This window comes from Labrenzia sp. PO1 (assembly GCF_012273635.1).
GTDB lineage: Bacteria > Pseudomonadota > Alphaproteobacteria > Rhizobiales > Stappiaceae > Roseibium > Roseibium algicola.
Genome location: NZ_JAAXCR010000005.1, coordinates 139,864 through 151,902, shown reverse-complemented (window position 1 = coordinate 151,902; position 12,039 = coordinate 139,864). Strand labels below are relative to the sequence as shown.

General features: G+C 60.1%; 14 protein-coding genes. 11 read left to right on the top strand and 3 right to left on the bottom strand.

All coding sequences use genetic code 11. The features are described 5' to 3' along the window. Positions 1-11 precede the first annotated feature (11 nt). From HCG46_RS24180 to HCG46_RS24155, 6 genes are read left to right on the top strand one after another with little or no spacing between them, the layout of a single operon-like run. Positions 12-1,178 (top strand): CoA transferase, encoded by a 1,167-nt coding sequence (locus HCG46_RS24180; RefSeq protein WP_168687667.1) that lies wholly within the window; start codon positions 12-14, stop codon positions 1,176-1,178. Then, positions 1,175-1,951 (top strand): enoyl-CoA hydratase-related protein, encoded by a 777-nt coding sequence (locus tag HCG46_RS24175; RefSeq protein WP_055660974.1) that lies wholly within the window; start codon positions 1,175-1,177, stop codon positions 1,949-1,951. Before HCG46_RS24180 ends, HCG46_RS24175 begins: the two co-directional genes overlap by 4 nt. 14 nt (positions 1,952-1,965) lie before the next feature. Next, positions 1,966-2,313, top strand: a complete 348-nt coding sequence (locus HCG46_RS24170) for a ferredoxin family protein (RefSeq protein ID WP_168687666.1) — start codon at positions 1,966-1,968, stop codon at positions 2,311-2,313. Next, the gene (locus HCG46_RS24165; RefSeq protein WP_168687665.1) at positions 2,310-3,173 is read left to right on the top strand and encodes a dihydrodipicolinate synthase family protein; all 864 of its coding nucleotides are present in this window, start codon (positions 2,310-2,312) and stop codon (positions 3,171-3,173) included. Before HCG46_RS24170 ends, HCG46_RS24165 begins: the two co-directional genes overlap by 4 nt. Positions 3,174-3,186: 13 nt before the next feature. Next, positions 3,187-4,623, top strand: coding sequence for an aldehyde dehydrogenase family protein (locus tag HCG46_RS24160; protein ID WP_168687664.1), 1,437 nt, complete (start codon positions 3,187-3,189; stop codon positions 4,621-4,623). Between the two features lie 10 nt (positions 4,624-4,633). Then, the gene (locus tag HCG46_RS24155) at positions 4,634-5,110 is read left to right on the top strand and encodes a deaminase (RefSeq protein WP_168687663.1); all 477 of its coding nucleotides are present in this window, start codon (positions 4,634-4,636) and stop codon (positions 5,108-5,110) included. A gap of 41 nt (positions 5,111-5,151) precedes the next feature. On the opposite strand, the gene HCG46_RS24150 is transcribed toward HCG46_RS24155, so the two are convergent. From HCG46_RS24150 to HCG46_RS24140, 3 genes are all read right to left on the bottom strand, one after another. Continuing rightward, positions 5,152-5,628 carry a VOC family protein gene (locus tag HCG46_RS24150; protein ID WP_228873401.1) on the bottom strand — a complete coding sequence of 159 codons (477 nt, stop codon included), beginning with the start codon at positions 5,626-5,628 and terminating at the stop codon, positions 5,152-5,154. 96 nt (positions 5,629-5,724) lie between these two features. Further along, the gene (locus HCG46_RS24145; protein WP_168687661.1) at positions 5,725-6,399 is read right to left on the bottom strand and encodes a glutathione S-transferase family protein; all 675 of its coding nucleotides are present in this window, start codon (positions 6,397-6,399) and stop codon (positions 5,725-5,727) included. Then, a complete protein-coding gene (locus HCG46_RS24140) occupies positions 6,396-7,121 on the bottom strand; it encodes a DUF1428 domain-containing protein (RefSeq protein ID WP_168687660.1) in 726 nt (241 codons plus the stop codon). The genes HCG46_RS24145 and HCG46_RS24140 overlap by 4 nt, the downstream gene beginning before the upstream one ends. Before the next feature lie 100 nt (positions 7,122-7,221). Here HCG46_RS24140 and HCG46_RS24135 point away from each other — a divergent pair, with 100 nt between their 5' ends. From HCG46_RS24135 to HCG46_RS24115, 5 genes are all read left to right on the top strand, one after another. Further along, positions 7,222-7,881 carry a winged helix-turn-helix transcriptional regulator gene (locus HCG46_RS24135; RefSeq protein ID WP_168687659.1) on the top strand — a complete coding sequence of 220 codons (660 nt, stop codon included), beginning with the start codon at positions 7,222-7,224 and terminating at the stop codon, positions 7,879-7,881. A 125-nt stretch (positions 7,882-8,006) separates the two neighbouring features. Then, positions 8,007-8,891: a MurR/RpiR family transcriptional regulator gene (locus tag HCG46_RS24130; RefSeq protein ID WP_168687658.1), complete on the top strand. Its 885-nt coding sequence runs from the start codon at positions 8,007-8,009 to the stop codon at positions 8,889-8,891. Positions 8,892-9,031: 140 nt separating this feature from the next. Then, positions 9,032-10,288 carry an ABC transporter substrate-binding protein gene (locus tag HCG46_RS24125; protein WP_168687657.1) on the top strand — a complete coding sequence of 419 codons (1,257 nt, stop codon included), beginning with the start codon at positions 9,032-9,034 and terminating at the stop codon, positions 10,286-10,288. A gap of 70 nt (positions 10,289-10,358) precedes the next feature. Continuing rightward, entirely contained in the window at positions 10,359-11,228 is an 870-nt protein-coding gene (locus tag HCG46_RS24120; RefSeq protein ID WP_023001394.1) for a sugar ABC transporter permease, read from the top strand. After that, positions 11,218-12,027, top strand: coding sequence for a carbohydrate ABC transporter permease (locus HCG46_RS24115; RefSeq protein WP_168687656.1), 810 nt, complete (start codon positions 11,218-11,220; stop codon positions 12,025-12,027). Before HCG46_RS24120 ends, HCG46_RS24115 begins: the two co-directional genes overlap by 11 nt. Positions 12,028-12,039 lie beyond the last annotated feature (12 nt).

Here is a 12,039-nt window from a genome sequence, read left to right as displayed (position 1 = left end):
GGATAACAAACGTGAATACCCAAGCTTTCCCACTCTCCGGTGTCCGCATTCTGGACTTCACCCAGGTCATGCTGGGGCCATGTGCAACCCAGATGCTGGCCGACTTCGGCGCGGACGTCATCAAGATCGAGCGCCCCGGTGCAGGCGACCTGTCGCGGCACTTCTTCGACGTGCGGTCGGAAGAGGGCATGAACAATGCCGTCTTCTCGTCGCTGAACCGCAACAAGCGGTCTGTCGAGATCGACACCAAGTCCGATGAGGGCAAGCAGATGGTGTACGATCTGGTGCGCAACGCGGACGTGGTCGTCGACAATTTCCGCGCCGGTGTCATGGACCGTCTGGGCTTCGGCTATGACGCGCTCAAGGCGATCAATCCCCGCATCATCTGTGCATCCGGAACGGGGTTTGGCGAGAAGGGCCCCTATGCCCACAAGGGTGGGCAGGACGTTCTGGCCCAGGCGATGAGCGGTGTCATGGAAAAGACCGCTGACCCGTCTATCGAGCGGTCCATCTATCCCACCACCTTGTGCGACTATACGGCAGGCATGCACCTGGTTCAGGGCATTCTGGCGGCCTTGCTGGCACGGACGAAGACCGGTCGCGGCCAGAGGGTCTCCGTTTCGCTCTACGATTCCATGATTGCGATGCAGATGCAGGAAGCCGCACAGTGGACCAAGCACCGCGAAGTGCTGAACTGGGCCGCAATGCCCTTGACCGGTGTCTTCGACACCACTGACGGTGCTCTGGTGGTGGTCGGTGCCTTCAAGGCTAATCCGTTGCGCGACATCTGCACCGCGCTTGGCATCGAGGACCTTTCACCCACCTATCCGGACCTCGCCAGCCAGCGTGCCAACAAGCCCTATCTGCAGGACCGGTTCCGGGCCGTCTTCGCAACGGACACGACGGCGCACTGGATCGCCAGGCTGGAAGAGCAGGACCTGCTTTGCGCACCCGTGCGGGCGCTCGGAGAAGCACTCGAAGACCCGCAGACCGCCATCAACGGCATGCTGCTGGATTTCGACCATCCGGTCCTTGGCCCCGTGAGGGTCGTGGGGTCACCCGTGCACTTGAGTGAAGCACCCCTGAAACTGCGGCACGCGCCGCCGCGCCTGGGTGAACACACCGACGAAGTCATTGCGGAGTTCGGCCTGCAACAAGTGGCAGGGGCGGCGGAATGAGTGTCCTTTTCACCCTCGAAAACCATGTCGCCCGGGTTGTCATAGACCGCCCGGAGCGCATGAACGCGGTCGACAGGGCAACTTCGGACGAGCTGGAAACCATCTGGCGGAAGATCGAAGCCGATCCGACCGTGCGCTGCGTGGTGTTGACCGGTTCGGGTGAACGCGCCTTTTCCGCCGGTGCGGACCTGAAGGACAGCAACGGACTGAGTGGGCTTGAATATTGGGCGTCCGCAAACCCGCTTGGGTTCGGCGGCATCGCCCTGAGGCGCTCCTTGAAGGTGCCGGTGATTGCCCGCGTCAACGGTCTTGCGCTCGGCGGCGGCATGGAAATGGTTCTCGGCTGCGACATCGTGATTGCCAGCGATACGGCCAGGTTCGGCCTGCCCGAAGCAAAGGTGGGCAACCTTCCGCTGGCAGGCGGGATGACGCTGCTTCAACGTCTTGTCCCACGCAATATCGCTGTCGGACTGATGATGACCGGCCGGATGGCAAGCGCGGTGGAGATGGAGCGCTACGGGCTCGTCAATGCCGTCGTGCCGCAGGACGAACTCGATGCGGAAGTGGACCGCTGGATTGCCGACATTCTGGCAAGTGCGCCGCTTTGCGTGCAGGCGATCAAGGCCACAGTACGCGAAACCGGTGAAATGCCGCCCGACCAGGCACAGGCCGTGCGGTCTCCCGAACTGATCGCCGCCCTAACGTCAGAGGATTCCCTCGAAGGGGTTCGGGCGTTCCGGGAAAAGCGCGCGCCGGTCTGGCAAGGCAAATGAGTTGAGAGATCAAGATGGCGCTGATCATCAAGAGCGAATGCATTGATGTGAAGGACGGGATCTGCACCACGTCCTGTCCGGTCGACTGCATCTATGAAGGCGAGCGGATGTTCTACATCCACCCCGAAGAATGCATCGAATGCGGCATGTGCGAGAGCATCTGCCCTGTCGACGCGATCCGCTACGACGACGAGGCGACCGGTGCGGACCGGGCGTTCATCGAGATCAACAAGGATGTGTTCCAGGGTCCGGACGGAGGGCTGGTTTCGCCGGGTGGCTGGACCAGGGGCGATACGCCTTTCCGCGATCACCCTGCGGTGCGGGATTTTTTCAAACGCGATTTTGAGGAACAGACGACATGAAGGGGATAGTTGCGGCGGTGCCGACACCGCTCGATGCGCATGGCGCACCGGTGAAAGATACCTTTCTGGAACATTGCGCCTGGGCGCTGGCCAACGGGTGCGATGCCCTGAACATCCTGGGAACGACCGGTGAGGCGAATTCTCTCGGTCTGGCCCATCGCAAGCAAGTGATGGCCTGGGCGGCCGAGGCCTTTGACACAAGCCGTCTTATGGTCGGCACGGGTCTCACGTCCCTTGAGGACACGCTGGACCTCACGCGCGCAGCTGCCGACATGGGCTATGGTGTCGCGCTGGTCCTGCCGCCGTTCTACTACAAGCCTGTCACCGAAGAGGGGCTGGTTGCCTGGTACGAAGCGCTGGACCGGGCACTCGGCGCGACACCGATCGAGATCTATTTCTATAATTTCCCGCAGATGACGGGCTTGAAGATACCCGCGGATGTCGTCGAGCGTCTAGCAAAGACACATCCGAAAAGGTTCACGGGCATCAAGGATTCTTCCGGCGATCTCGACTATTGCCGGGAGCTTGTCCGGCTGCTGCCAGACCTGAAGGTGTTCCCAAGTTCTGAAACGGCACTCGCGGAGGGGCCTGGAGCCGGGTTCGCAGGTTGCATTTCCGCCACCGTGAACATCAGCGCGCCCCTTTGTGCGCGGCTCCTGCAGGATCCTGCAGACAAGGCAGTGGCTGGCCGGGTCGCCAGCATACGGGCGGACATTGCTGCCCACCCGCTGGTGCCTGCGGTCAAATATCTTGTCGGCCGGCGCGCTGATGAAAGTGCCTGGAACCGCGTCCTGCCTCCCTTTCAACAACTGGACGATGCCGCATGCGGGTCTCTCGACCGCATTGCCGAAACCCTTTGAAACCGGAATTCCAATGACAAAGCACGATAATCTGATCGGCGGCAAATGGCTGCCTTCCAACACCTATTCCGAAAACCGCAATCCTTCGAACACCGATGACGTCGTTGGCCTTTATGCCCAGGGAAGCGTTGACGATGTCGATGCCGCCGTCACGGCAGCGCGCAAGGCCGCGCCGGGCTGGGCAGCGGCAACGCCGCAGACACGCCATGATCTGCTGGAAGCGGTTGGGCGAAAGCTGGCGGAACGGGCCGAAGAATATGGCCGTCTGCTGTCGCGCGAGGAAGGCAAGACGCTGGCGGAAGGCATCGGCGAAACCATGCGCGCCGCCCAGGTTTTCAAGTTCTTTGCCGGTGAAGCGCTGCGCGTGACCGGCGATATGCAGGCCTCCGTGCGGCCCGACATCGACGTTGAGGTTACGCGTGAGCCGGTCGGTGTGATTGGCCTGATCACTCCGTGGAACTTTCCCATCGCCATTCCCGCCTGGAAGGCAGCACCTGCGCTGGCCTATGGCAATTGCGTGGTTTTGAAACCGGCGGACCTGACGCCGGGCTGCGCTCATGTGATCGCAACTCTGCTGGATGAATGCGGCTGTCCGCCCGGTGTCTTCAACCTGGTCATGGGGCGCGGTTCTGTTGTTGGCGAGGCCATCGTCACCCATCCGGATGTTGATGCGGTTTCCTTCACCGGTTCCGTTGCCACGGGAAGCCATATTGCCGAAGTGTGCGGACGGCTTAAACGCAAGTGCCAGCTTGAAATGGGTGGCAAGAACCCGATGGTGGTGCTGGATGACGCCGATCTGGATGTCGCCGTTTCCGCATGCCTGAACGGGACATTCTTTTCCACCGGCCAACGCTGCACCGCGTCCTCGCGCATGATCGTGCAGGCGGGCATTCACGACGCTTTCGTTGAGAAGCTGCAAACAGCGATGCTGGCCTTGAAGGTTGGGGATGCGCTCGATTCCGCTACCCAGATTGGACCGGTGGTCGACGAAAAGCAGCTCTCTTCGAACCTTGCCTATGTGGACCTCGCCCGCAAGGAAGGAGCAAAGGTGATTGGCGGCGAGCGGCTCGAACTTGCCGTGCCCGGCTATTTTCAGGCCCCGGCACTGTTTCTCGAGACGACCAATTCCATGCGCATCAACCGGGAAGAGATTTTCGGTCCCTGTGGATCCGTCATCAAGGTGGCCGACTTTGAGGAAGCCATTACAGTTGCAAACGACACCGAATTCGGCCTGTCAGCCGGTATCTGCACCACAAGCCTGAAACATGCCCGCGACTTCAAGCGGCGTGCCAGGGCCGGTATGGTGATGGTCAACCTGCCGACCGCCGGTGTTGATTTTCACGTTCCCTTCGGCGGCACCAGGGGATCGTCTTTTGGGCCACGTGAACAGGGCCGCTACGCGGCGGAATTCTTCACCACGGTCAAGACCAGCTACCTGTTTGCAGGCTAGGAGAAGCACATTGGGCAGCAATTCCGGCAAATGGCGCAACCGGTTTCTCGGGCTGTGCGATCACATCGCACAATGGTCTGAAGATCGCGACTTCAAGGTGGGCGCAGTCATTGTCGGACCTGGCCAGGAAATCCGCGCGACAGGTTACAACGGCCTGCCGCGCGGGGTCTCCGGAACGGACGAAACCCGTCTCGACCGCCCGAGCGGTGAAAAGTTCTTCTGGGTGGAACACGCCGAACGCAATGCGATCTACAACGCAGCCCGCGCCGGTGTAGCGCTTGCCGGTTGCACCCTCTACGTCAACCGGTTTCCCTGTGCGGACTGCGCGAGGGCGATCATTCAAAGCGGGCTGTCCTGTGTGGAATGCCCGCCCAGACCGTCGCATGACGGCAAGCTCGATCACAGTTTTGAGGTTTCCGAGATCATGCTCAAGGAAGCTGGAATAAAGATGACGCTCGCTAAGCCGACTGCCGGCGGCTCCAGCTAAAACCGGGAGTTCCTTGGGTGGGCGGGCCGGTTTGGTGGTGTTCAGTCGCCCCGGCGGGCCGCTTCGATGGCAGCTACGTCGATTTTCTTCATCTCCATCATTGCGCCAAAGGCGCGCTTTGCTTCGCCGCCGCCGGCAGCCAGGGCTTCCATCAGCGTGCGTGGGGTGATCTGCCAGGAAATGCCCCATTTGTCCCTGCACCATCCGCAGGCGCTTTCCTCGCCGCCATTGTCGACAATGGCGTTCCAGTAACGGTCGGTTTCTTCCTGATCCTCGGTCGAAACCTGGAAAGAGAACGCTTCGCTGTGCTTGAATGTGGGGCCGCCGTTCAAGCCGAGACAAGGAATGCCCAGCACGGTAAATTCCACGGTCAGAACGTCGCCCTCTTTCCCGGAAGGATAGTCGCCGGGGGCGTGGTTGACGGCTTTCAGAGCACTGTCTGGAAAGGTTTCAGCGTAAAATCGTGCCGCGGCCTCGGCGTCTTTTTCGTACCAGAGGCAAATCGTGTTCTTTGCAATCGACATTGTTTCCAGTCCTGGAGTTATACCGTCGCCCCGGATGGCTGTACTCAAAGATCCAGAGGCGACATGACATTGTTTGCGGAAAAGCCCGCGTCAGCCCGTTCTACGTTTCGCTTGTTCGGCGTCCGCCGCCTGCCAATGCTGCATGTGATCTGCCATGGCCTTCTTGAAAGCGGGGCGGGATGTTGCCCGTTCGACATAGGCTGCAAGATCCGGATGGGCATCAAGGGCCTCTTCGGCCGCGACCACGCGCAGCACGTCCACCATCGCGATGTCGGCGACGGAGAAGTCACCGGCGAGCCACTCCTTGTCGCCCAGAGCCTGCTGTAGCGCAGTCAGCTTGGTATCCATGTCTGCCTTGGCGTGAGCCGTGACGTCGGCTGCCGGAGGAGGGCCAAAGAATTCCGGGACCCGCTCGGCCAGGATCATGCTGACCCAGTGCATCACCGACAATTCAACCGTGTTCAGCGCGGCGAACAGCCACTGCCAGATTTCCGCTTTCCGGTCGTCCGGCAGCAACGGGGTGCCTTCGCAAAGGTAGACAAGGATCGCTCCGCTTTCGAAAAGCGTCTGCTCACCGTCCTGGATTACGGGCACTTGCGTAAATGGCTGCAGCTTGCGGTGTTCGGCGCTCTTGGGGTGTGCGGGCACGGTCGCAACCTGGTAGCTGCGACCAATCTCCTCCAAGCCCCAGCGGACCCGTAGATCCCGCACGAACCCGCGTGGAAACTCCGGCAGCCAGTCGAAGGTGTAGAGGGTAAGGGTCATGCGGCTTTCTCCGAGTCGAAGAGCGGATCGAAGCCGGCCCACATCATCCGCATTCCGTCGAAAGGCATTGCGGACATGTCCATGTCGGCCATCCCCGCTTCCATTTCTTTGGCAGCGGCATCACATGTGGCGCGGTCCGGCCAGGCAACCCAGCTGAAGACGGGCACTTCGGTGTCTTCCACCTTGGAGGCCCGGTAGAAATCGGTCTTCTGGCCGCGCGGTACATCCGTGCCCCAGTTTTCGATCATCCCGAGAGCGCCGAATTTCTCGAACATCTTCCAGCCTTCGTCCGCCATCTCGGCGTAGGCCTTCTTGTTCGTTTCGGGCACTGCCAGCAGAAACCCCTGATAATAGCCAGCATCGCTGTGTCTGCCTGCCTCGTAGACAGGGGCAAATCCGCCGAAGATCATCCGGCTGCCATCGAACGGCATTTCCGGAATTTCCTTCATGGCAGGGTCGTTCTGCATCTTTTCCCAGGAAGCATCGGCAGCAGCCTTGTCTGGCCATTCGATCCAGGAAAACACGATTGCCTCGTCTTCCTTGGCGTCGACGGCGCCGTAGAAGTCCGTAACCTTGCCCTTCGGAACATCAACACCCCAGGTTTCGATCATGCGGGTGGCGCCGTAGGATTTGAACAGAGGCCAGGCAGCGGCGATGTGGTCGGCATATTTCTGCTTGTTTGCGGCCGGCACAGCCGCTACCGCACCTGTGAAATAGGACATGGCGATCATTTCCTCCTTTTTGTCGGGATGATGGGAACATCCCGGTTGCAGCATTATCGTGACAGCGTTAGTATGAAAAAACAACTGCCAGTATGAAAAAATGACCAAAGAGACAAAAACAACAACGCGCCTTCGTTATGACGAGGGGTGCCTGGCCGCCCACGCCCTGAACCTAATAGGTGACAGGTGGGCTCTGCTCGTTGTGCGCGAGCTTATGTTTTCCGCTAAACGCTTTCAGATGATCCGCGCCGGGTTGCCGGGCATAACCGCGAGTGTTCTGACTGGCCGTCTTGCACAGCTTGTAGAGGTCGATGTTATCGAACACGACGAGCGACTGGGGGTGTATTCCCTGACGGAGGCGGGCCAGGCTCTGCTGCCTGTGCTGGAAGCGCTGTGCCGGTGGGCGTTGCTGGTGCCCGGTCACGATCCGACGCGTTTCATCAGCCCGTCTGCCTTGATGATATCCATGGGTGTCAACGTCGTTCCGGAGGCTGCGGCGCAAACAGACGCGCTTGCCGGGTTCGATTTCAAGGGCGAGGCATTCGAGATGCAGCTGATCTCCGGCAAGGTTCACACCAAGGCGGTTTCCCGTCCTGACGCGCCCTTTGTGCTTTCCGGCAACGGCAACCGGATGGCTTCAGCCGTTTATGGCTCAGTTCCGCTTGCGGATCTGATCGCCAAAGGCGTGGTCGAGGTGTCGGGAGACGCGTCCCTTGCTGCTGAATTCGTCTCGCGGTTCAAACTGCAACGAAAGACCTGAGTTGGCTGGACGGCTGTCCGGCGGTGCGAGCGCCTGTACCGGCGTCTGTACCGGCTCCGGGGTTTGTAATAAAAATTTCATCGAACTGTAGCCTGCAATTCAAATTGCAAAACTAGAACGATGGCATGTCAAAACCTGTGCCATCCTCCGGTTTCCTGTCCGATCTCATCACCCGCAACGCCTCCCGGCTGACGGGGTCCGATACCCGTCTACTCGATGTGCTGGTCAAGGACCCGATCCGAGCCGCCATCGAAAACGGCAAGGAAGTGTCCCTTCGCGCGGGCGTGCATCCCGCTGCAGCGGTGCGTCTGGCCAAGCGGCTCGGCTTTGAAGGTTATCCGGAATTTCGAGCCTACCTGCAGGCAAATCTGGTTGAGGAAGGCAACGACTTCGAGAACCCGGCCGCCCGCATGGCGGCCCGGCTGGTGCGGGCGGGAGAAGGGCAAGTGCTGTCGTCCGTGCTCGACAGTGAAATTGCCGCCCTCGAGGCCTTGCGTACTGCCGTCCCCGACAGCGATATCCGCGCCTTCTCCGAAGCCCTGCGCGATGCCCGCAAGATCTTCATTTTCGGTCGCGGTCATGCCGCGAGCCTGTCCTCGCTGATTGCCCTGCGCTTGCAGCGCTCCGGCTATGATGCCGCCGACCTTGGCGACCGCACCCATCACTTTGCCGAGATGCTGAACAGGCTCTCACCGGACGATGTGGTCTGGCTGCTCGCCTTCCGCCGCCCTTCTCAGCAAATCAGCGATGCAAACGGGATTGCGTCCATGCGCGGCGCGACAAGGTTGGCGCTGACGGACCTGCTCGCGGCCCGGTTCGACCCCGCGCCCGATCATCAGATCTGCGCCTCGCGCGGTGAGGCGGGCGAATCCCAGTCGCTGGTTGTGCCGATGACCATTGCCAACGCGGTCATTCTCGATCTCGCCGGTATCGATGGCGGTAGATCAATCCGGTCCCTGGAGGAATTCAAGGCATTTCGTCAATCACTGCAGCCACGCTGGCGCAGATGAGTTCGCCAGCAATCCTGCCCCTTCCCGGAAGCGGGGCCGGACACGGAATTCGCTGAACAAACCAAAAAAGACCGCCGTTGGAACCGGCGGCAAAGTCTCGTGCGCAAACGGAAATAGTTCACTCTGACAAGGATGACTCCATGTTGAAGAATTTGAAGAAAGTGCTGTTGGCGGGCCTGATCGGCCTTTCTGGCAGCGTCGGTGCCGCGCAGGCGGACGTCACGGTTGAATTCTGGCACAGCTTCGATGGGAGCGGCGGCGAAGCGCTTGGCGAGATCATCGAGAACTTTCAGGCTGCCAACCCTGATATCAAGATCGATGCCCAGTTCATCGGCAACTACAATGATATCGTCGCCAAGCTCCAGGCTGCCATCCCGGCGCGCCGGGCGCCGGACGCGGTGATCATGGAAGTTACCCGGTATGGTCTCTTCGCTGACCGCGGCGTGCTGTTGGATCTGACCGAAAAGGTCAACAACGACCCGCTAAAGGACGACCTGTTCGATTTTGCCCGCGAAGTCGGCGTCTTTGAGGGCAAGAACTACATCGTGCCGTTCAACTCTTCCACGCCGGTGCTCTACTACAACAAGGAGATCTTCGAGCGGGCCGGCTTTACCGAAGAGCCGGCGCTCAAGACCTACGACGATCTTCTGGCGGTATCCAAGCAGATTACCGAGAAGCTGGGCGACGAAGGCATCACGGGCATTGCCGCACCGGGCCAGTTCGCACGCTGGGGTCTCATCATGGACAACGACAGTGACCTGATCGACAGCAAGACCGGCGAGATCCTGATCGACAGCCCGAACACGATCGAAGCCTATGAATGGATGGCCTCGCTGGTACATGAGCACAAGGTTGCTTCTGCCGACGGCGTGACCAAGGAAAACAACGGCAGGGATGCCTTCCTGGCCGGCAAGGTCGGCATCATGTTGAATTCAACCGGCAACTACGGCCGCTCCAAGAAGGCGCTCGGCGATAACCTTGCCGTTCGTCCGATGCCTTGCAACAAGGTGTGTGCCGTGCCGATCGGTGGGGCAGGTATCGGCATTCTGTCGTCAGCCGACAAGGAAACCCAGGACGCCGCCTACAAGTTCATCAGCTTTGCCGCCTCACCCGAGTCCAACGCCACCTGGTTCTCCGGCACCGGCTACATGCCGATCAACAAGAATACCGCCAAACAGCCGCTGGCCGCCGCCGCCGTTCAGGACAAGCCCGGCATCACGGTTGCGATCGACCAGCTGGACTTCGCCCGTGGCCGTCCGCGCCCGCCGGTGGTCACCTGGATGCGCGCAACCGAATACGACATGTGGCAGGCCATGGCCCTTGGTCAGCGTGATGTCACGGAAACCTTGAAGGATTTCGCGGACCGCACCCGAAAGGAAGCCGAGCGCACCAACTGATCGCCCGATTTTCTTTCGACATCAGCACCGGGCTTCCAGAAGAAGCCCGGTGTCTCCGGAGCACTTTCCGATGCTGTCCCGCCTGACACCCTATATTCTGGTGCTACCGCTGATCTCCTTCATCGCGGTGTTCACCTACATTCCGATTGCAGCCAGTCTCAATCTCAGCTTCCGGGAATGGGATTTCCTGTCGCCGACGATGCCCCTTGTCGGCTTCGAAAACTACCGGCTGCTGTTCTCGTCCCACGAGTTCTGGAATTCGCTCAAGGTGACTGCGATCTTTGCCGTCATTTCTGTTCCGATCCGGCTTTGCCTTGCGCTTGTGGTTGCAAGTTACCTGGTCCGGGAGGCTCTGCCGTCCCGTATTCTGCGCGGCGCGCTGTTCCTGCCGTCAGTTACGTCCACCGTTTCCATCGCGGTGGTGTTTTCCTGGCTGTTTGCGACGGACTACGGCATGATCAATGCCTTCCTGCAAACTCTCGGCTTCGGCAAGGTTCCCTGGCTTCAGGACCCGCAGCTCGCGCTCTGGGTGCTGATCATCGTCAACACCTGGAAGCAGCTCGGCTACGATATCGTCATCTACATCGCCGGGCTTCAGGCAATCCCGCAGGAACTTTATGACGCCGCCGCCGTCGATGGCGGCAGGAAAGGCCGCGTCTTCCGCCGTGTAACCGTTCCGCTGGTAATGCCGACAACCTATTTCCTGCTTGTCGTCTCGGTGATCGAGGCCTTTCAGGTGTTCACCGTCGTGGACGTCATGACCAAGGGTGGTCCGGCGGGGGCCACCGACATGCTGGTCAACATGCTCTACCGTGTCGGCTTCACGCTGTTCGATATCGGTCAGGGCTCTGCACTGGCCGTTGTGCTCTTCGTGCTGCTGATGGCATTGGCCCTCTTCAAGGCACGGGTTCTGGGCCGGAGGGTGCATTATGAAGCCTGACAGCCGCATCCTCGCAGCGCTTGCACTGATTGCCGGCCTTCTGTTCCTGTCTCCGGCGCTCTATTCGGTCTTCATGTCGTTCCAGACGGTGGACGCCTATTACACGGGCAAGTTCGAGTTCACACTGGAGAATTACGAGCTGGCCATCGGGCAATACCATTTTGCCCGCTATCTGCTGAACAGCGTCGTCGTATCGGGATTGGTCACATTCATTGCCCTGACGGTGTCGACAATGGCCGCATTTGCCTTTGCCAGGTTTCGTTTTCCTGGCGGCAACCTGCTGTTTGCGGCCGTGGTGGCAACCCTGATGATCCCCAGCCATATCTCGCTGATCCCGAACTACCTGACCCTTGCAAAGGTGGGGCTGCTGGACACCTATGCAGGGCTCATTCTTCCGGCGATTTCCAACGGCTTCGCGGCTTTCTTTTTGCGGCAGTACATCCGCGGCATTCCGATCGCCCTGGATGAAGCGGCCTATATGGACGGAGCAACACCGCTCAAGGTGCTCTGGCGGGTGATCGTGCCGATTGCCCGCCCGGCCATATTCTCCATGGGGCTGTTCATCTTCATCACGGAATGGAACAGCTACATCTGGCCGCTGGTGGCAGTTGGTGATGAAGACCTCTACACGCTCCAGATCGGTCTTGCGCGTCTCTACCGGGTCAATCCGGGCGAAGACGTGGTCAATTGGCCGCTGGTGATGGCGGCTTCCACCATCACAATTCTTCCCGTCCTGCTCGGTTTCATATTCGTCGAACGGCACCTGGTGCGTGGCATCACCATGGGTGCGGTCAAGTAAATGGAAGTTTCA

Bases quoted from the DNA above. Each gene is read 5' to 3' on its own strand.
- HCG46_RS24130 (WP_168687658.1), top strand. From the start codon at position 8,007: ATGTCAAAACCTGTGCCATCCTCCGGTTTCCTGTCCGATCTCATCACC.
- HCG46_RS24115 (WP_168687656.1), top strand. From the start codon at position 11,218: ATGAAGCCTGACAGCCGCATCCTCGCAGCGCTTGCACTGATTGCCGGC.
- HCG46_RS24175 (WP_055660974.1), top strand. From the start codon at position 1,175: ATGAGTGTCCTTTTCACCCTCGAAAACCATGTCGCCCGGGTTGTCATA.
- HCG46_RS24165 (WP_168687665.1), top strand. From the start codon at position 2,310: ATGAAGGGGATAGTTGCGGCGGTGCCGACACCGCTCGATGCGCATGGC.
- HCG46_RS24170 (WP_168687666.1), top strand. From the start codon at position 1,966: ATGGCGCTGATCATCAAGAGCGAATGCATTGATGTGAAGGACGGGATC.
- HCG46_RS24135 (WP_168687659.1), top strand. From the start codon at position 7,222: ATGACCAAAGAGACAAAAACAACAACGCGCCTTCGTTATGACGAGGGG.
- HCG46_RS24160 (WP_168687664.1), top strand. From the start codon at position 3,187: ATGACAAAGCACGATAATCTGATCGGCGGCAAATGGCTGCCTTCCAAC.
- HCG46_RS24145 (WP_168687661.1), bottom strand. From the start codon at position 6,399: ATGACCCTTACCCTCTACACCTTCGACTGGCTGCCGGAGTTTCCACGC.
- HCG46_RS24125 (WP_168687657.1), top strand. From the start codon at position 9,032: ATGTTGAAGAATTTGAAGAAAGTGCTGTTGGCGGGCCTGATCGGCCTT.
- HCG46_RS24120 (WP_023001394.1), top strand. From the start codon at position 10,359: ATGCTGTCCCGCCTGACACCCTATATTCTGGTGCTACCGCTGATCTCC.
- HCG46_RS24140 (WP_168687660.1), bottom strand. From the start codon at position 7,121: ATGTCCTATTTCACAGGTGCGGTAGCGGCTGTGCCGGCCGCAAACAAG.